This window comes from Flavobacterium limicola (assembly GCF_003634755.1).
GTDB lineage: Bacteria > Bacteroidota > Bacteroidia > Flavobacteriales > Flavobacteriaceae > Flavobacterium > Flavobacterium limicola.
In genome coordinates this window covers 520208-540162 of sequence record NZ_RBXA01000001.1, presented here as the reverse complement: position 1 = coordinate 540162, position 19955 = coordinate 520208, and the positions used below count along the sequence as shown (strand labels likewise).

Annotated in this window: 22 protein-coding genes; all 22 read right to left on the bottom strand. The window is 34.2% G+C overall.

Going from position 1 to position 19955, the window contains the following annotated elements:
• Positions 1-55 precede the first annotated feature (55 nt).
• Positions 56-841, bottom strand: coding sequence for a lipoprotein insertase outer membrane protein LolB1 (gene lolB1 / locus BC952_RS02350; RefSeq protein ID WP_482788923.1), 786 nt, complete (start codon positions 839-841; stop codon positions 56-58).
• Positions 841-2190: a tetratricopeptide repeat protein gene (locus tag BC952_RS02345; protein WP_121364089.1), complete on the bottom strand. Its 1350-nt coding sequence runs from the start codon at positions 2188-2190 to the stop codon at positions 841-843. Before BC952_RS02345 ends, lolB1 begins: the two co-directional genes overlap by 1 nt.
• 52 nt (positions 2191-2242) lie before the next feature.
• Positions 2243-3253 carry a sugar phosphate nucleotidyltransferase gene (locus tag BC952_RS02340; protein WP_121364088.1) on the bottom strand — a complete coding sequence of 337 codons (1011 nt, stop codon included), beginning with the start codon at positions 3251-3253 and terminating at the stop codon, positions 2243-2245.
• A 73-nt stretch (positions 3254-3326) separates the two neighbouring features.
• A complete protein-coding gene (dut, locus tag BC952_RS02335) occupies positions 3327-3761 on the bottom strand; it encodes a dUTP diphosphatase (RefSeq protein WP_091166424.1) in 435 nt (144 codons plus the stop codon).
• Between the two features lie 154 nt (positions 3762-3915).
• A complete protein-coding gene (locus BC952_RS02330) occupies positions 3916-5382 on the bottom strand; it encodes a lipopolysaccharide biosynthesis protein (protein ID WP_121364087.1) in 1467 nt (488 codons plus the stop codon).
• Between the two features lie 119 nt (positions 5383-5501).
• Positions 5502-5963, bottom strand: coding sequence for a hypothetical protein (locus tag BC952_RS02325; RefSeq protein WP_121364086.1), 462 nt, complete (start codon positions 5961-5963; stop codon positions 5502-5504).
• Positions 5964-5973: 10 nt separating this feature from the next.
• Positions 5974-6417 (bottom strand): GNAT family N-acetyltransferase, encoded by a 444-nt coding sequence (locus tag BC952_RS02320; RefSeq protein WP_121364085.1) that lies wholly within the window; start codon positions 6415-6417, stop codon positions 5974-5976.
• A gap of 86 nt (positions 6418-6503) precedes the next feature.
• Entirely contained in the window at positions 6504-7364 is an 861-nt protein-coding gene (gene atpG, locus BC952_RS02315) for an ATP synthase F1 subunit gamma (RefSeq protein WP_121364084.1), read from the bottom strand.
• 83 nt (positions 7365-7447) lie between these two features.
• Complete coding sequence (gene atpA, locus BC952_RS02310; protein ID WP_113636179.1) at positions 7448-9025, bottom strand: F0F1 ATP synthase subunit alpha; 1578 nt, start codon at positions 9023-9025, stop codon at positions 7448-7450.
• 38 nt (positions 9026-9063) lie between these two features.
• The gene (atpH, locus tag BC952_RS02305) at positions 9064-9597 is read right to left on the bottom strand and encodes an ATP synthase F1 subunit delta (RefSeq protein WP_121364083.1); all 534 of its coding nucleotides are present in this window, start codon (positions 9595-9597) and stop codon (positions 9064-9066) included.
• Positions 9598-9599: 2 nt separating this feature from the next.
• The gene (locus BC952_RS02300; protein ID WP_091166431.1) at positions 9600-10091 is read right to left on the bottom strand and encodes a F0F1 ATP synthase subunit B; all 492 of its coding nucleotides are present in this window, start codon (positions 10089-10091) and stop codon (positions 9600-9602) included.
• Between the two features lie 77 nt (positions 10092-10168).
• Entirely contained in the window at positions 10169-10369 is a 201-nt protein-coding gene (gene atpE / locus BC952_RS02295) for an ATP synthase F0 subunit C (RefSeq protein WP_031453874.1), read from the bottom strand.
• Positions 10370-10410: 41 nt separating this feature from the next.
• Positions 10411-11562 carry a F0F1 ATP synthase subunit A gene (atpB, locus tag BC952_RS02290; protein ID WP_121364082.1) on the bottom strand — a complete coding sequence of 384 codons (1152 nt, stop codon included), beginning with the start codon at positions 11560-11562 and terminating at the stop codon, positions 10411-10413.
• Between the two features lie 131 nt (positions 11563-11693).
• On the bottom strand, positions 11694-12077 hold the full coding sequence (locus BC952_RS02285) for a hypothetical protein (RefSeq protein WP_121364081.1): 384 nt from the start codon (positions 12075-12077) through the stop codon (positions 11694-11696).
• A complete protein-coding gene (locus BC952_RS02280) occupies positions 12074-12310 on the bottom strand; it encodes an AtpZ/AtpI family protein (protein ID WP_121364080.1) in 237 nt (78 codons plus the stop codon). The genes BC952_RS02285 and BC952_RS02280 overlap by 4 nt, the downstream gene beginning before the upstream one ends.
• A complete protein-coding gene (locus BC952_RS02275; protein WP_121364079.1) occupies positions 12288-12686 on the bottom strand; it encodes a bactofilin family protein in 399 nt (132 codons plus the stop codon). The genes BC952_RS02280 and BC952_RS02275 overlap by 23 nt, the downstream gene beginning before the upstream one ends.
• A 2-nt stretch (positions 12687-12688) precedes the next feature.
• Positions 12689-15316: a type IX secretion system periplasmic lipoprotein PorW/SprE gene (gene porW / locus BC952_RS02270; RefSeq protein ID WP_341866820.1), complete on the bottom strand. Its 2628-nt coding sequence runs from the start codon at positions 15314-15316 to the stop codon at positions 12689-12691.
• A gap of 326 nt (positions 15317-15642) precedes the next feature.
• Positions 15643-16338, bottom strand: a complete 696-nt coding sequence (locus BC952_RS02265) for an ABC transporter ATP-binding protein (RefSeq protein WP_121364077.1) — start codon at positions 16336-16338, stop codon at positions 15643-15645.
• Positions 16339-16386: 48 nt separating this feature from the next.
• Entirely contained in the window at positions 16387-17856 is a 1470-nt protein-coding gene (locus BC952_RS02260; protein WP_121364076.1) for a DUF5687 family protein, read from the bottom strand.
• A gap of 47 nt (positions 17857-17903) precedes the next feature.
• Entirely contained in the window at positions 17904-18611 is a 708-nt protein-coding gene (locus BC952_RS02255; RefSeq protein ID WP_121364075.1) for a hypothetical protein, read from the bottom strand.
• Positions 18612-18621: 10 nt separating this feature from the next.
• Entirely contained in the window at positions 18622-19290 is a 669-nt protein-coding gene (locus tag BC952_RS02250) for a hypothetical protein (protein WP_121364074.1), read from the bottom strand.
• Positions 19287-19949, bottom strand: coding sequence for a hypothetical protein (locus tag BC952_RS02245; RefSeq protein WP_121364073.1), 663 nt, complete (start codon positions 19947-19949; stop codon positions 19287-19289). Before BC952_RS02245 ends, BC952_RS02250 begins: the two co-directional genes overlap by 4 nt.
• Between the last annotated feature and the right edge of the window lie 6 nt (positions 19950-19955).

Here is a 19955-nt window from a genome sequence, read left to right as displayed (position 1 = left end):
ATAAAAATCAGGCTTAGGAGAAATTTTGGCATATCGAAAAAATATTTTTGCTAATTTACTTAATTATAATTCTTTTGTACCCATTTGGAACACTATATGGAAAAGAAAGTTCTTCATTGAAAGTTACCGAGTTGTATTCCAGATTAATTTCGGTGTTTCCTTTCTTCTGAAACGTATTGATTAAAACGCTCGTAGGCAAAATTGCCTCATTATATACTTTGTTGTCAGCGTAAGCCACTTTGATCATTCGTTCCTCAGCAGTTTGCGTGATTTCTTGTTTCTGAACTAAAAATTTATCCGCATCTAAAAAGAATGATTTTTTTGTATTTTTATTCGATGTATCATCCAATCGATACGTTTGTTCCAATAACGTTTCTAAATATTTGCCTTTGGTCAAATCATCAATGGCCTGACCTAACAACATGTTCTGGATTTTATTGTAATCTAAATCCGTTCCTAACCATTGGCTTAAACTACTGAAATCACCTTCAAAATATTTTCCATTTATCTTTTCGTAATAGCTCACTGTTTTAGGAGTGATCAATGCTTTTGCCATTGTAATTCCCAGAAAACGAATGCTTACCAAAATTTGTTCGTCTTTCTTGATTTTGATTTCAGCTGTAACATTTTGTGTTTGTTTATCATCGGCATAACGGGCACTTGACTTAATATATAATGTAGAAAATTCATTTTTATTGTTATAATGATTTTCTATTATTTTTTTGGCCGACATTTTTTCTGCCGCTGCGACTGGTTCATTACCCGCTGCGATAGCAATAGCTTTGGATTTGCACGAAACCATAAAAACGGTAAGTAGTACTAGTATTGAAATTTTTTTGATCATTTTTTTTCTTTTAATAATTGATTGGCTTTAGCAAAAAACAAGTCTTTTTTCTTGAAATCTCCCAAACCATTATACGCTTCTCCAAGTTGGATATTGAAATTTATTTCCAATTCCTTATTGTCCACTACATAATCCATGCCCATTTCTAAAAAATCCTTCGCTTTTTTAAATTGCTGAAGCTCATTGTTAGCCAAACCAGCATAATAATAAAACTGAGGCTGCGTTGGAAAAGTCTCTACAAGCTCCAGAGCTTTATTGGCTACTGCATCAAATTGTTTCTGCTCTGTATGCGCTTGAAGCAAAAGCAAATGCGTCTCAACAACATCGCTTACTGCATTGCTTACCGATTTTTCATAATACATAATGGCTTTTTCCCATTGTTTTTTAGCGTGAAAAAATTTTCCAATTTCTTTCGCAACATCGACAGATTTGTCATTTTCGAAATAACCAACTGCTTTTTCTAAATCAGGCGAATATTGAGGATTCTTATCGGTAAAAATCAGAAACTCATTAAGAATCCGGTGTTTAATTTTCGAATCTATTTTGGCACTAGCCAAAACAATATTCATTGCTTTTATCGCTTTTGGTGCGTCATTTGAATCTAAATAATTCTTGAATAAACTCACTTGCGCCCACTCCGAATTTGGGATTGCTTTTTCTAGTTTTTTTACTGTTTCAAAAGCTTTTGTCTCTTCATTATTTTTAGAATACAAAAAGATTAAACTGATATAATTAGACTCTTCTTGCGGATTTTTCACAATCAATCCTTCCAGATTCGAAATCTCATTGTTTTGAAACTTCCCTTCGGACAAGATTTGGCTTTTGTATAATTCCCTTCGATCTGTTTTTCCATAGGCTTCATCAAGTTCCTGAATCAGCGCCAAAGCTTTCTCATACTGATTGGTTCCCATATACAATGAAGTCAAATCTTCTTTGTATTTTGGATCAAATTCAATCAACTTATTGATAACGGAAATTCCCTGAGTGAAATTTTTAGTTTCATAACTCACATCATACATTCCTATCCAAAACCATTTGTTTTTAGGATCAATCTTGGTCGCGTTTTCAAAGTAATTATAAGCACTTTTATACTCTTTTAATGCTAAATAATTCTTCCCTAATTCATAATAAACGGCTGCATCATTAGGTTTTAATTTATTGGCTTTATCCAAAGCTACTATCGCTTTATCATAATTCTCAATCCCTTTTTGAAGCAACGATTCATAAAAAAGTTCCTGAAACTGATCGGTATCGAGCTTGATCTCTCCGGGTTCCGTTTGTGCGCACAGCAAAGCCGAATTGCATTGCAAAACGAGAAATAAAATTATGAAAGCGCTTTTTTTCATTTCAAATTTAATCCTGCACCATTTTAAAAAAGATGCAGGAATTGTATTTTATTTATTCCAATACCGAATAATCCCCGATACTGATGCTGGTGAAATTCCCATCGAAACTCGCGTGATTTCCGATCATTGCATTGTCTAAATTCGCATTTTTGATATGAGAATGCGTTTGTACCAAACTGTTTTGTATCGTACTGTTTGAAACATGACATCCATCGCCTAAAGATACATTAGGACCAACAGTTGCATTTTTAAGAACCACATCTTTACCAATATAACAAGGCGGAATAATCGTCGAATTTTCTAATTTGACATCAAAATCTACTAAATGTTCGCCATCGTTATGCAAGAATCCTAACATTCTGGAATTCGTTTCCACCGTTACATTTTTGTTACCGCAATCCATCCATTCGTCTACTTTACCGGGAACAAATTTCATGCCTTTGGCCATCATTTGTTTGATACCGTCATTTATCTGGTATTCGCCGCCGTGAATAATATTATTGTCTAATACTAATTGTAATTCGTTTTTCAACACGGCAACATCTTTAAAATAATAGATTCCAATTACGGCAAGATCGGATACAAAAGTTGCTGGTTTCTCTACCAATTCAACTATTTCATTCGCTTCATTCAGTTTTACAACACCAAAAGCTTCCGGTTCGTCTACTTGTTTTACCCAAATTACGCTATCTGCATTTTTGTCTAAATCGAAATCAGCACGAATCAACGTATCCGCGTAAGCAATAACTGTGGGTCCGCTCAAAGAATCTTTGGCACACATAATGGCGTGACCAGTCCCTAAAGCTTCGTTTTGGTAATAAATTGTTCCTTTGGCACCTAGTTTTTGTGCAATAGCAAGTAGTTCTTCTTCTACTTTTTTGCCAAAACTTTCGTGGATGATAAAAGCTACTTCTTCAATTTCTTGATTCAAAACACCCGCAATATCCTCTACCAAGCGATGCACGATTGGTTTACCGGCGATAGGAATTAAAGGTTTAGGAATAGTTAATGTATGTGGGCGAAGGCGTGAGCCACGGCCGGCCATTGGCACAATTATTTTCATGTTCTTTTATATTAAAGGATTGAAAAATTAGAATTAAAAATTTTTGAATTTTTCAATCTTTGAATTATTAAATTTATTTCACTCCAGTACTTCCAAAACCACCTTCTCCTCTGGAGGTTTCTGTCAATTCCTGAACTTCGATCCACTCCGCACGTTCATGTTTTGCGATGATAAGCTGGGCAATGCGTTCTCCGTTTTGGATAACGAAATCTTCATTGGATAAATTTACTAAAATAACTCCAATTTCACCACGATAATCCGCATCTACTGTTCCGGGAGCATTCAGGACCGTAATTCCGTTTTTGGCAGCCAGACCGCTCCTTGGACGCACTTGTGCTTCGTAACCTATAGGTAATTCTATAAAAAGACCCGTTTTTACGATGGCTCTTTCCAGTGGTTTTAGTGTTATGGATTCAGATAAGTTGGCTCGTAAGTCCATTCCTGCCGAGGCTATGGTTTCATAGTTGGGCAAAGCATGTTGTGATTTGTTGATTATGTTTATTGTCATTGTTTTTTTATTAAGAAAAGACAAGTTGCACTTGTCCTTTTATATTGTTGTTTTTTTGTAATAGCCCTGATAGCAGTGGAAATCCTTTTCCTTTTTTCTTTAAAAAGGAAAAGATTGCAACGAATAGCAGGAAATAGCTCCTAAAAACTAGATTCTAATTCTTTTTTCGGTTCAACATTTTGATTAATAATTCTTTTTCATTGTGGTATATAAAATACATAAACACCAGTAATAACGTGATTCCTACGTAATAATTTTCTCTGAAACCGTAAAATGATACTGCCGAAAATCCTACTGAAATCAATAGATACATTAATATTTTATTGGTATCATACGGAATGGGATAATATTTATTTCCAAAATAATAAGAGATGGACATCATGCTTCCATATGCCGCAATAGTCGCAATTGCCGAACCGTAATAACTCATTGTAGGTATTAGTAAAAAGTTTAAAACAAGCGTAATTACTGCTCCCACAATGGAAATATAGGCCCCAATATGGGTTTTATCTATTAGTTTGTACCATACGGAAAGATTGGTATAAATTCCTAAGAAGAAGTTGGCCAGAATAATCAGGGGCACTACTTTCATGGCTTCCCAATAGGACTCATCTCGAATCATAATAAGTTTTAGAATATCCGCAAAAACGATGACTGAAAGTAATATAAAAGACCCAAAAATGACAAAATATTTGGTAATTGTAGCATACGTTTGTGGTGCATCCTGACTATCCGAGTGACTGAAAAAGAAAGGCTCGATTCCCAATGTGTAGGCCGTACGGTACAAAACCATGAACAACCCAAGCTTATAACAGGCGTTATATATACCTACTTCTCCGTCGGCAATATCAGGAGGCAATAAATAGCCTAAAAGTATTTTGTCGAACTGTTCGTTGATGGCAAATGCAATTCCGGCAACCATTATGGGCATGCCGTATTGCATCATTCTTTTCCAAAGGGAATAATCAAAATGCCATTTAAGTTTGAAATAATTGGGGGACAACACTATAAATGTAAGTAAGCTGGCAACAATATTGGACACAAAAATATAGCCAATCTGAAAATCTTCCAGGTATAAAGAGCGTAAAATACTGTCTGGATTTGATTCTGCTATCGCAGGTAAATAACTTAAAAAGAAAAGGTTCAAAAACAGATTAACGGCTACATTTCCTATTTTGATTATCGCATATTTTACGGGTTGCTGATTGACTCTTAATTTAGAAAATGGAACAATTACCAAGGCATCGAGTACTAAAATCCAAATCGTGTAACTTATGTATTGTTCGTCTATTTTAGCCCAACTCGATATCGTATTTCGGAATAATAAGGCTACGAATAAAAACGCTATGGAAGTCCAAAAAATAGAAACGGACGTAGTTTCAACTACTGAATTCTTATTGGTTTCTTTGTTATAAAACCTAAAAAAAGCGGTTTCCATTCCATACGAAAGAATGACATTGAAGAAAATCATTCCGGCAAAAATGATGGAAAGCTTCCCATATTCCGCTTTTGGAAGTAAATCTGTGTATAATGGCACCAATAAAAAACTGAACATTCTCGGCACAACCGTTGCTAATCCGTAAATGGCGGTCTGTTTAAAAAGATTTTTATATAATCCCAAAATGGAGTCTTTATTAAAATTAAGGAAACAAAAATAACTAATTCTTTGGTTTAAACCGATGATGTGAATGTTTGTTTTGAAAGAGAAAAATCAATTACAAAAGCATTTCTAATGCGCAACTATCTTAATGGCTTTTCTTGGACATTCAATATTTTATAAAAAAGGGTTTTACTGTCTTTCGAATATTCCAAAATTGCTTCGTTAGGTTTTAAATCGAATTTAGATTTTGAAACGACTGGTGCTTTATTGCCATATTCTTTTGCAGGATTGACATCCAGAATTAAATCTTCTTTTTTATTACTTTGATAAAAATGCGCAACAAATACATTTTTAGTAATTTCTTGAACCGGAGATTCTTGATTGTGAAAATAGATTTTTTCCAGTTTTATATTTGCTGACAGCGGATTTTTAAATTCGATATAAAAATTGATTACGCTTCTTTCCGTACCTTTTTTCATTTTCTCATAAAAAACCGACTGTATTTCTTGAGGAAATTCTGTTTGAAATTCTTGTTTCATAGCACAAAAAGTTAGGCTAATTGCCGTAATCAATAAGAAACTAATTATTTTATATCCTTTCATAATTCTCGATTTAGCTTAATCCTTCTTCGTTTAAAATCTTAAGAAAATGAAATCCTTTAGGAACATAACCTTGGTTATAATAAAACCGATGTGCGGTGAAATTTCCGGTAAAAGCATCTAATACAATCATGGTACAGCCCAGTTCTTTTGCTTTAGCATCAACATAATCAGTCATCATTTTACCAATTCCTTTTTTGCGATGCTCCGGATGCACAATAAAGTTGTCAATTTCCAGATATTTACCAGACCATAATTTGATACCGGACCACAATCCTGAGAGTCCAACACAAAGCTCATTTTCAAAAACGGCGATTTGCTTGTAATTATGCGGAATCATTTCCGTAAGATAGGAATCGTATTTTTCTAAAGTGAAATTGGTGTATAAATGTTGCATGACTTCATACTGAGCCAACATTTCTTGTTTTGTGGTGAGTTCTCTAAGTTGTAAATTCATTCTTAATGCTATTGTTTAAAAGTATAAAATTAAACAAAAAAAGAGCCACGCTATGCGTGGCTCTCTAAATATTTTGAATTAATAAATTATCCATTCAACGCTTCTGCTCCACCAACAATCTCTAAGATTTCGTTAGTAATAGCAGCCTGACGTGCTTTGTTGTATGTTAATTTCAATTGATTTCTCAATTCGGTTGCATTATCCGTTGCTTTGTGCATTGCAGTCATACGCGCTCCGTGCTCTGAAGCAAATGAATCACGAATCCCTTTATACAATTGTGTTTTCAATGATTTTGGAATCAAAGTCAGCACGATTTCCTCTTTAGATGGCTCAAAAATATAATCACCCGGAGTAACCGTAAGATCTGATTTTAAAGATGCTAAAGGCAAAAATTGTTCTGTTTGAACTATTTGTGTAGCTGCATTTTTAAATTGGTTGTATATCAACTCAATTTTATCGTATTCACCGGCAACGAATTTCTCCATTAGTGAATCAGCAATTTTAGCCACATTATCAAAAGTCAAATCATCAAAAACAGTACTTTGATTGTCTACAACCGGTAATGTTTTACTTAAAACATCATTTCCTTTTTTTCCAATAGCAAAAATATCAACTTGTTTCCCTGCGTAAAATTCTGCACGGCTTTTAGCTTCTTTGATTGCATTGGTATTAAAAGCACCTGCTAAACCTCTGTTCGAAGTTACTACCACAAGTAATACTTTCTTGATTTCGCGTTGCGTTGTAAACTCTCCGCCAGCGTCACCTTCCAGTGTAGCAGAAAGATTTTGCAATAATTCCGTTAATTTTTCGGCATAAGGGCGCATTGCTGTGATTGCATCTTGTGCTTTCTTTAGCTTTGCTGCAGAAACCATTTTCATTGCCGATGTAATTTGCATCGTCGATGAAACGGAAGTAATTCTATTACGGATTTCCTTTAAATTTGCCATTTTTTTGTAAGTATGAAGAATTAAGTATTAAGCATTAAGTACCCAGAAAATCTTGATACTTAATACTTATCACTTAGTACTTTTTAGTTATATTTTGCTGATAATTCTTTTGCTACAGTTTCGATTACATCTGTAATTTCGTCTGTTAATTTTCCTGCTTTCAACGCATCAAGAGTTGCTCTGTGTTTGTTGTTTAAGAATTCCAAGAAATCTTTCTCAAATTCTCTTACTTTGTTCACAGGAACATTTCTCAATAAGTTTTTAGAACCAGCATAGATAATTGCAACTTGGTCTTCAACAGTATACGGATCGTTCAAACCTTGTTTCAAGATTTCAACGTTTCTTTTTCCTTTTTCAATTACGTTTAAAGTAACTGCATCTAAATCAGAACCAAATTTAGCAAACGCTTCCAATTCACGGAATTGTGCTTGATCTAGTTTTAATGTACCTGCTACTTTTTTCATTGATTTAATTTGTGCATTTCCTCCAACACGAGATACCGAGATACCTACGTTAATTGCAGGACGAACCCCAGAGTTAAACAAATCTCCATCCAAGAAAATTTGACCATCAGTAATCGAAATTACGTTTGTTGGGATGTATGCAGAAACGTCACCAGCTTGAGTTTCAATAATTGGTAAAGCAGTCAATGAACCACCACCTTTAACAATTGATTTCAATGAATCTGGTAAGTCATTCATGTTTTTAGCAATTCCATCATCAGCAATTACTTTACAAGCACGCTCTAATAAACGGCTGTGTAAGTAAAAAACGTCTCCAGGATATGCTTCACGTCCCGGTGGTCTTCTTAATAAAAGAGAAACCTCACGGTATGCTACAGCTTGCTTAGATAAATCATCATAAACAATTAAAGCTGGACGACCTGAATCTCTAAAATATTCTCCAATTGCAGCACCTGCGAAAGGAGCATATACTTGCATAGGAGCTGGATCAGATGCGTTTGCAGCAACGATAACAGTATACGCCATTGCACCTTTTTCTTCTAACATTTTAGCAATTCCTGCTACAGTAGAAGCTTTTTGTCCAATAGCAACGTAGATACAAAATACTGGTTTCCCAGCATCGTAAAATTCTTTTTGATTTAAGATAGTATCGATACAAACAGTTGATTTACCTGTTTGACGGTCACCAATAACTAGCTCACGTTGTCCACGACCTACTGGAATCATTGCATCTACTGCTTTGATACCGGTTTGTAATGGCTCAGTAACGGGCTGACGGAAGATAACTCCAGGAGCTTTTCTTTCCAAAGGCATCTCGTATAAATCTCCACCGATTGGTCCTTTTCCATCAATTGGAAAACCAAGTGTGTTTACTACACGACCTACCATTTGTTCTCCTACTTTAAGAGAAGCAATACGTTGTGTTCTTTTTGCAGTTGAACCTTCTTTGATTCCTGTAGATGGTCCTAAAAGTACCACACCTACATTGTCTTCTTCAAGATTCAAAACAATAGCTTCTAATCCATTGTCAAATTCAACTAACTCTCCATATTGAACATTAGAAAGCCCGTAAATACGAGCAATACCATCTCCAACTTGAAGTACGGTTCCTACTTCTTCTAGTGTAGCACCAGATTCAAAACCTTCTACTTGCTTTCTTAATATTGCTGAAATTTCAGCAGGTTTGATTTCCGCCATCTTAATTTATAATTTAAACACTTAAATGTGCAATAAAACTAATTACTTAACTCTCTTTTTAATACTTGTAATCTGTTGGCAACCGAAGCATTGTACTGCTTGTCCCCTATTCTCAAAATAAAACCTCCAATAATTGCAGGATCTACTATGTTCTCAATTGTTATCTTCTTATCTGAAAGTGTTGCTACTTTCGCTAAAACTTGTGCTTCTAAATCTGCATCCATAGGAATAGCAGTAGTCACTTGTGCCAACTCAATACCATTTTCTAAGTCAGATAATTTACCATATTCAGTAGCAATTGCACCTAATATTTCGAATCTTTTGTTTTCAAATAACAAATGAAACAACCCTTTAGTTACGCCATTGATACCTGCAAAAACTTCTAACAATGCATTTTCTTTCACCGCTACTTTAATGGTAGGGTTCTGAATAAAAGTACTCAATTCTAAATTCCCATTAATAGTGGTAGCAATAGTTTTCATATCACTGCTTACTGCTTCGGCAACATTTTTTGAGTTTGCTAAGTCCAAAATTGCTTTTGCATAACGAATTGCTGCTCTTGTACTTGCCATAATTAGTTCAATTTAACGTCACCTAACATATTCTCAATCAATTTAGTTTGAGCTTCTTTGTTAGATAATTCATCTTTTAATACTTTTTCAGCAATACTTAATGACAATGAAGAAACTTGTGATTTCAATTCAGCCATAGCCGCATTTTTTTCTGCTAAGATAGCTGTTTTAGCTTGCTCAATCATTCTTGCGCCTTCTGCTTGTGCATCAGCTTTAGAATCAGCGATCATTTTTTCTCTCATTTCACGCGCTTCTTTCAATAAAGAGTCACGTTCTAATCTTGCTTCTTGAAGAATACGTTCGTTTTCTGCAGTAAGATTTTGCATTTCTCTACGAGCAGTTTCTGCTGAAGATAACGCTTCATTAATTGAATCTTCTCTACCTTTTACTGCGCCAAGAATTGGTTTCCAAGCAAATTTTCTTAAAAGAATAAAGAAAACTATAAAGATGATCGAGGTCCAAAAAATTAAACTCTCTGGTGCTGTTAAATTCATATTTTTATATTTAAAAAGTTTGTTTTAGAAATAAAAACTCCCTGATACCAACCGTATCAGGAAGTTTTAAGCTTTAATTATTTTGCGATCAACGCAACAACTACTGCGAAAAGTGCAACACCTTCAATAAGTGCAGCAGCAATAATCATAGCAGTCTGGATTTTTCCAGCAGCCTCAGGTTGACGAGCAATAGCGTCCATTGCAGAACCACCAATTTTTCCAATACCTAGACCTGCACCAATAACAGCTAATCCAGCTCCGATTCCAGCTAATACCATAATACTAAATTTAATATAGTTAATAATTAATAAAACACATTTTAATGATGATCATGCTCTGCTACAGCCTGACCAATAAACAATGCTGTCAACAACGTGAAGACATAAGCCTGCAACGCCGCAACCAACATTTCAAGTACACTCATGAACAATACGAAAGCTCCAGAAATAGGCGCCACAGCTACTGTTTTGAATATAAAAATCAATGAGACTAAACTCAAGATGATAATATGTCCTGCAGTAATATTTGCGAATAAACGAATCATTAATGCAAAAGGTTTTGTCAACATTCCGATAATTTCTACAGGAATCATAATAGGATACAATGCTTTAGGAACTGGAGGCATAAAAATATGTTTCCAATAATCTTTGTTAGCACTGAAAGAAGTTACAATAAAAGTAATCAATGCTAATACAAATGTAAAGAAGATATTTCCGGTAAGGTTTGAACTGAAAGGGAAAAAAGGAATCAATCCAATAAGGTTGTTAATCCAGATAAAGAAAAATATAGTCAATAAATACGGCATGTATTTCGCGTATTTTTTTGTTCCAATATTAGGTATAGCGATTTCATCTCTAACGAAAATCACTAACGGCTCTAGAAATCCAGCGATTCCTTTTGGCGCCAATTTATTTTTATTGTAAGAACGTGCAACTGCAAGGAACAAAAAGAACAATACAAGAGCTGACATCAACATCGAAAAAACATTCTTAGTGATTGAAAAATCAAGTGGTCTGGCGTCAAACGCGAAAGCACCGTTTTCTCTTTGGTCTTCAGTTAAATTTTCAAATTTATCTGCATAAAAAATAACTTCATTGAAACGAACTAATTTTTGACCGTTCACATCAACAACATGGTGTCCTTCATTATCATGGTGAAATTTTTCAGAAGAGAAAATTTCCAATCCATTGTTCGTCCACAAAATTACAGGAAGATAAAAAGTTATAGGATGACCATCATAATCCGCAATGTGAAATTCATGAGAATCACCAATGTGATCATTAATCAATTCCGTGGCATTGAATTCTTTTTCAGCAGAATGACCTGTTTCTCCGTGTGCTTCTGCAACAGGAGCAGCGTTTTCAGTGTGATTTTGAAGACTATCCGCGGTTGGATTTGCGAAAGTAACCAACGGCATACACGCTAGAAAAGTAACTAACAGGAATTGAAGTGATTTTTTTGAAATTACCATTATTAATTGTGTATCTGATTTTACGTTTTTAAAATTTTTTGCAAAGGTACATATTTAATTGAAAATTGAAAATTATAATGATGATTTTAAAAAATGAATTTTACAATCGTATTGCATTATTTTCAAGCAACTTATCTTTTATTTATTAATCGTATCGAAAAAACTGTTTCAAAAAGCAAAAATAGGAAATAAGGGATGAAAAAAGCTGCAATATCCAAATTAGTTTCTCGACCTTCTGATTGTATCAACGGAATCAAAAAAACGACAGCCGCCATCATTTTCACAAAAGTGGTGCCCAGAAAAGCAAAACCGGTGAAATCCGGAAAATTTGAGTTTACAAAAAGCAACAGCAAATAGATTAAAAGTGTGGAAACAAAGAGGAAAAGATAAATACTCCAAGTAGCATAAAAGAAGTCATGATCTTGACTGATTGCCGCTGTGCCATAATATTGAGCAAAAAATAAGAGTAGTGTGAAGGGCACTAAATACTTCAGAAACGATAAAACTTTGATCATTCGTTATTATTATTAATATTTTTAACTTGGCGAATTACGTTATAGAGTGCTATAAAAACCGATAATAGTGATAAAATAATGGTGTAAAGTGATGACGATTCATCAGAATATTTTTCATCCAGCCACATCCCAAAATAAGTAAATGCGAAAATGACAATTCCCATTTGAAAAGGAATCCCCATAAATACCAACCACTTATTGAAATTGTTTTTATTTGGTTTTTTGTTGTCCATCGTTTAGCATTAGATTTTTTGTACTTGCCTTCATGATGCATGATGCGCTAAAATCAGCACCTGGCTCCACTGATAATTTTCCTACAGTAACTTCCCCATGAATACTAGCTTTTGCTTTTACATTCAGGACTTCTGCAACTTGAATTTTACCGTCAAGCTTTCCTTCAATATCAGCATTCTTACATATAATATCTCCGGTGACACTTCCCGCAGGTCCGATAACAATTTTTCCGCCAGACTGAAAATTTCCAATCAAATTCCCATCCAATCTGAAATCAGCTTGTGAAATGATATCGCCTTTAATAATTGTTCCTTCAACGATTCTATTGGTTTTCCCCAAAAGATCGGTGTATGATTTTTGTTTTTTATCAAACATAATTATTGTCTTTTTAATGCTAAATATGCGTCAAGGTTTTTCTTGATCTGAATCACTTTGTAGTTTTGATTAGATACCACTATTGAGCTCTGTTTGCTTTCCGCAGACTTATCTGTTTGAATCTTTGCAACAATATTATTTGCAAAGACCGCTGAATTTAGACCATGAATAGTAATAAAACTTTCTTTCTCATTATAAAAGTCGTACGAGTACGATAACTCCTGAAAGTTGTTTTCTTTGAAAAACTTCTTTATTTTTTCTTCCAAAGCTTTTGTATCATTATCTTCCTTTTTACCTACTTTATATAGAATTTTCCAATTATTGGTCTCCACTGTATTAAAATCCATTTTCTCTAAAAAAGGAATTTGATCTCTCAAAATTTGCACTGCGTTTTTCCCTTCTTCGCTATTTGGATAATTATCCGCCACAAATTGCAATGCGTTTTTGTAGGCCGTTACTCCTTTCAGTTTACCAATGGTATTTGCTTTAAGCAACTCAAATTTGGATACAATTCCATCTCCCGAAAATTGATTAATCAAAACGTCTGCGTTATCTAAAACCATAACAAATTGTTCTTGTTGGAATACTTTATACCATTTGTTATAGACACTTTCCGGTGTTTCATTTTCAGAAATTGCATCTGGATTGGTGTTATTAATTATTTGTGCATAACGAGAATCCGGAAATTGAGCCGAGATCTTTTTTTGCATTGCCTCAGCTTTATTCAAATCAGTTATCTGGTATAATTTATACAAATTATACATTGCAGGAAGAATCAATTTTTCTTCAGGATCCTGCTGTAATAATTGTTCCAGTTTATTGATTGCCAGATTGTTTTCTTTGAATTTTTCCTTATAAATAATACCCAGTTGATAGTATGCGAAATTCCGTTCTTTACGGATACTGTCCAATTCTATCTGCGCTGTTGGAAGTTGTTTCAGGTAATAATCCGTGGTGTATTGCTCTACTATTTTATTCGAGTTCACTTCCTTTTCAGACGATTGTTTATCCCCATCCAAAGAGTCAATAGTTGTTACGTTTGCATTTCCTGCGGTAACCCTCCAATTCCCGTTTAAATTCCTGTCACCCCATATTTTTTTGAATTCCAATTTCCCAAAAGCTACAGTTGTAGGATTATAAAAATAAAAAGCACTCACCGTTTGTTGAGAAGAAACACTCGTCATGGCAGGTGGAGTAATTGGTGATTTTCGCGCCGGATTTCCGGATTCTTGAATAGAAGCGGGAGCTGCAGATGAAGCGGTGTTATTTCTCGCAATATTTTCCTGTTTTGCTTTGTTTTTCTCCTCTAAAAGTCGCTTAACTTCATCTTTTTCTTGTAGTGCAACAATGTACTTTTCAAAATAAGCCATACGACCCGTTGAGTTCATTGCCACAACATTTAGAATACTGTCGTTTCGCTTTGCCAGCGCTTCATACAAAATCACCTCATCGAGGTTGCTTCTTATTTTTTGGATTTTTACAAATTCTCTTGTTTTGTTATTCAGTTTAACCAAAGTACTGTCATAGTATTTTGCTGCCGCAGGATATTCCGCATTTCTAAAATACATATTTCCTATATTTCTATAATTTGAAGCAACTAAATACGTGTCTTTTGAATTCGTTCGTAACGATGCATTATAGAAATCCAATGCTGTTTTCTGATTGTTTTGCTTGTCATGAAACACCGCCATTTGATGAAAAATCAAATCTTTGTACGGACGGTTTTCACGATCTTTAATCAGTTTATCGAATGTTTTCACAAAAGAAACTGAATCTCCCGTTTGATAATCAAACAACTCCGCTTTTTTGGCATGTGCGTGAATGACAAATTTTCGCTCCGCTTTTCGGTTCATGTCAATCACGGCTTGATAGGAAGTAACGGCACTGTCCTTGTATCCCAATTCTTGATACAATTGTCCCAGAACAAAACGGTATCGGGCTCTTTCCTGATTTACTTTGGTGAATTCGATGGCGAGTTTTATCTTAGCAACGGCGCTGTCTTTCTCCTCCATGTTTAAAAAAGAAGCGGCCAAAAGTGCGTTTGCATCTGCAAAAACCTGTTTTTTTACTTCGTGATCTTCTAATAATTTATTGATATTTTTTATGACCAAAGCATCATTTCCCAAACGCATGTTGGTTTTCTCTCGCCAAATTTTGGCTTCATAAATTCGGCTGCTGTTTGGGTATTTGTATAGAATATAATTGAATGCATCTAGCGCAGGAACAAATCGTTGGTCGTAATATCTGGCTTTTCCAAGCATCAGATACGCTTCATCAATTTGACTGTTTTTCTCTCTGCCACCAATATTCATCGAATGTTTTTGAATGGCTTTGGTCGCTTTCGTTTCTGCCAATTCAAAATCAGTATTTTTAGGTTTTGTTGTGGAAGTGACATCTTCTACGATTTGCATTTTTTCTACCGGCAGAAGTTGCCAGAAATCATCATCTCTGCTGGCATTTACCGCCATAACTCCTTTATCCAATCCTACTTGACCGTTGTATAAAATATTATATTTGGTGCTTAAGGCATGCGAATTCCTAGCCATAAAGGTGTCTTTTTTAGTAGAACAGGCTACCAAAAAAGCAAAAAATAACATGAAGGATAGTGGTTTAAATATATTGATTTTCAATGGAAAACGTTTTTATCAATTAACTATTAAATATACTTTTTAGTATATGCACTGGTAAAAATACATTTCTTTTTGCTATCGTGAAAATTATGACGTTATATTTGGGTATTACGTACTTGCGTAAGGGATGGAAGCGGCATCCTTTATTTTCTTTCTTTAAGAAAATAAAGATACAGCGCACAGCCCGACCCAAAGTCTCGTCTTTTGGGACGAGACTTTGGGTTACGCCATAAGAAAACCGCTAATTCACAAATTATATAAACGCATTGGAGTATACAATTCGCAAATTAGCGGTAAAAGGTTTTTCTAGGACTGTTGCGTGAATTTTAAACCGCAAAAAACAGTTCTAATTCCTGTAAAGTCTCTTGAGAAGTTTGAATGTCTTTGACCACTTCGCCTTTATGCAGCGCGACAATTCTGTCACTCACCTCAACGGTGTGCAGCAAATCGTGGCTGGAAACCAGGACGGTTACTTCCGGATTATCGGCTAAATCCTTGATGATTTTTTTTAATCGGAATTGTGTGGTTGGGTCTAAATTAGCAAACGGTTCATCCAGAATAATAACCTCCGGATTCCCAATTAAAGTGGCGATGATACCCACTTTTTTCTGATTCCCTTTAGATAAATCGCGTAAATATTTCTTGTTTTTAAGAATTTCTCCGTTGAAAAATTCTTCGTGTGTGGCCAATAAAGCATCGACATCGGCTTTGTTTTGTCCGCGTAAATCGCCAATGAAATAGAAATATTCTTCGGGCGTTAAGTAGCCAATTAAGAAACTTTCGTCCAAGAAAGAAGCAGTGAACGGTTTCCAGTTTTCACTGGTGTTTACCTGAATGTCATTATTCACAATATTTCCTGTTGAGGGCTGGATTAAATCCAATAAAAGACTGAAAAAAGTGGTTTTCCCAGCACCATTATTTCCAACTAATCCAAAGCTTTCGCCTTTTTTTATTTCTAAAGAATCTATTTTTAATACGGTTGTTCCGTTGTATGTTTTCGAAAGGTTATTTACTTGTATCATTTTTGAAAAAGTTTATTCGGTTATTTGTTGATTTCGTTAATCGCTAGATTATCCTTTTTGTTTGTACGCCGCAATGGTCGCGTATTTCTCTGATTTATAGATTTTTTCAATCACGGAAAATGCTTTCTCTTTGAAGGCAAATCCAATTATTCCTGTACCTGCTACAAGCGCTAAGCCTATATTTGGGTTTCCAAATTTTGAGCCTAACCAATACAGTAAAACCGGTAATCCTAATTGAGGAATTGAGATAAGCATCGTTTTTACATTGAATGCTTTTTTATCTCCAAAAGCACCTTTCCCAGAACTCAAATCGATTGGTGTTTTAGTATACGCACCACCCAATAAAACCAAATGAGAATTGACTCCGATATTATAAATCGCACCCACGACTATGGTTAAATAAACATTAACTCCAAAATAAAGATAGAATGATGCAATGGTTGTGGTCACAATTGTAGCAATTACCATAAGCCACCATTTAGAACTCAAATAGCCTTTGTACGGAATGTTTTGTGTCATCATTAACTGGTAATACGCGCTGTCCCAACTCGGCACAAATTGCCCGAAAGTGATAAGGAATCCACCGGAAACGAAAATCCCGGCAAAAATGTGCATTGTAGGATTGTTGTATACTGCAATTGCATTGGTAAAGAAAAGAAAACCATAAAAAAGGAACATGACGCTCAATCCTACAGTGGTTTTAGAACGTTTGTTTCTTTTGATTAATTTAATGTCGTTTTTCAAGAAGGTTCCGATGGTTCCAAATTGGTTCAACCAAGTCAAATCCTCTGTTTTGGCAACATCGTGTTTGTTTGACAATCCCGCATCGAGGTATAAATTCTTTTTGAAATACTGGAACGTGACATAATATAAAGCGATTAGTGCCAAAACTGGAATGGCAAAAGCCCAATACGTATTGAAAATAGCATTGAAAAATGGCGCTGTAATTTCCGTGATATTAAAGAGTCCGTAGTAGTGTAATCCTCCTAAAATAGCTGCTATTGCCAAGAAAATAGCAAATAAATTGTCCTTATTACTCAGTAGAATATTGAGAAAATTGTTGAGATATAGCAATGAAAAAATAGCAGTGTACCAAAGCACTACGGAAAGCACATCATAGCCTTCGATGATTAAAACAACACAAAACGGAATCAGGAAAAAAGCGTGTACCAAATTAAAGAAGGACAAAACCGTTTTTCCTAGTGAGAAATGAACAATTGTCGATTTTTTTATGGGGAAAATCAACATCGGACGAATGTTCATCACCGGGATTTTTTGCAACAGTAATCGGATGATTAAATCCATCAATACATAATAAATCATGAATTGATTCACCGTAACAATTGGGTCCAGATTCATTTTCTTTAGAATATAAAAGGCCCCGACTCCTACTGCTAAGAAAATTAAAAGGAAATAAACGGCGACAAAACCCATCAGGATTTTCAAAGCCAAATTAGTTGCGAAGGAAGCTGACCTAAAAAAAGCTTTCCATTCGAGATAAAGGAATTTTTGAATCATAGTTTGGTTATTTTGGTTTTGTAATATGTAGTCAAAATAAGAAAACGTTACAAATTTTCTAATTTAAATTCCGGGTAGGTTTGTTTTAGATAGGTTTGCGTTTTAGATGGGATTAATTTAAAAATGATGAAAAGAATAACAGATAATAATACTAAAACAAGACTTATTGCTAGTAAAAAATAATCATTAGTTACATAGCTATCAATACGATTGTATATTTGTAACAGTACATTAAAGGGTAAAAGTATAGCACCAGAAAAAGCTCCATATTGATTGATGATGTCTTCAAACAACCATCTTTTTTGTTGTAATTTCTTTTTATTAATTCTTTGCCTCTGAGATTTAATCATTTCATAAATCGTAAAACCAAACAATGCAAGATATAAACCAATTATAGTCCACTCTTGATAGGTACTTGCTTTTAAAATAATAAATAATAAAAGGGCGGCTGCTAGAGTTAAGACAATTTTAGGAATACCAAAAAAATCTTTAAAATGTTCCCATACAATACGATTGTATTTTTTTCCTAAAGCAGCTTGACGACTTTCGACCACATCCATAAAACCAAAAACCCCAAATTTATTGAATTCTTTGTTTAAAACTTCGTCAAAAGTTAGTTTAGGATTTTGTTGCCATTCAGTTTCAATGGCGTTTGCCAAATGATCGACTAGTTCCGTTTGCAAATCATAATATTCCACATAATGCTGGCGGGTAAAAAGGTAGAGTTGGTCTATTTGTCGGGTGGTTAGTTTCATCTTCATAGAATTAATTCAATTGGTATTGTTTTTTGATCTTCGCTACAATTTTAGTGTTAATATATAAACCTGTGATACTGAATAAAACGCCTAAAACCCAAAAACAAATAAATGGTATCACTAATAGGTGATTCCGTTGGATTTCCTCCTTAAATATTTCAGACAAGTTTGTTCCAAATTGAGGAAACACTATCACACTGATATAAAAATTCTGACCATTAATTGCTAAAAAACGTTTCCCATTTATTTTTTGATTTTTAATCCAACTGTAAATAAATGGAATAGATAACGCCATAAGTAACATATTCAACCGAACAATAAATTCATGCGGCTTATCGAAGTAAAAAGATACTTGATAAGCTAGAAATCCCAACAGAATGCTTCCAAAAATTTTAGGGAACTTCAAATACTCAGCTATCATTTTTCGTTGACTTCGATTGTATTCTTTTCGAAGAATCGCCATTCTTTCTTTTTCAATAGCTTTAAAACCATTCCGCCCAAAATGATTTTCAGCATACTGTTTCACTTGATGAAAGGTAAGTTTCGGATCTTTCTCCCAAATTTCCTCCATACTATTTACCATGTGATCCGTCAATTCTACTTGTAATTCATACCATTTGATATCAAAAGATTTGACATAATTAGATACATATTCTATTTGTTCGGTGGTTAGTTTCATGGTTTGGTAAATGATAATTTTTTTTCAAATTCAAAATGCTTCATCGCTAATCGTGAGCTAAATAAAAGATGGAGTAACATTATAGAACACGTAAAAACTAACATAATTTGGTTTGTTGAATCAGCTGGAGTGTTAATAAAACAAAAGGGATAAATCCAAGAAATGTATATAGCAACTCTATTTTTATGTTGAGAATAAAAAGACGTGTTTATTTTTGAATTCCGAATTCTAATTGTATTAATAATCAATAATAAATATCCTGTAATGAATACAAATCGAGCCCCAACTTGAAAATAATAAGTAAGTAACTTTGCATTATAAAATGTTGAAAGAACTAAAAAAGTAGATAGAAAAATTAGACTTATCGAAAAGTTAATAAACAATTGTTTTTTTATTGCACTTACCTTCTTATCTAAAACTATTTTGGGATATTTAACGTTTAGTCCTGTGTAGATTGAATATGAAGGTTTTAATTCTTGTGACCATTTATCTATTGCTATTTTAAAATTGTCATTAAAAGAGAGTGTATTTTCATCCATCAACACTTGTACTTCCGTGGCAATATGATCTAAAACCTCCAGCTTAATGTCATCGTATACTATACCGTTTAAAACTAAGGTTTCTTCTATTTGAGCTATTTGTTGGTTAGTTAATTTCATCTTCAA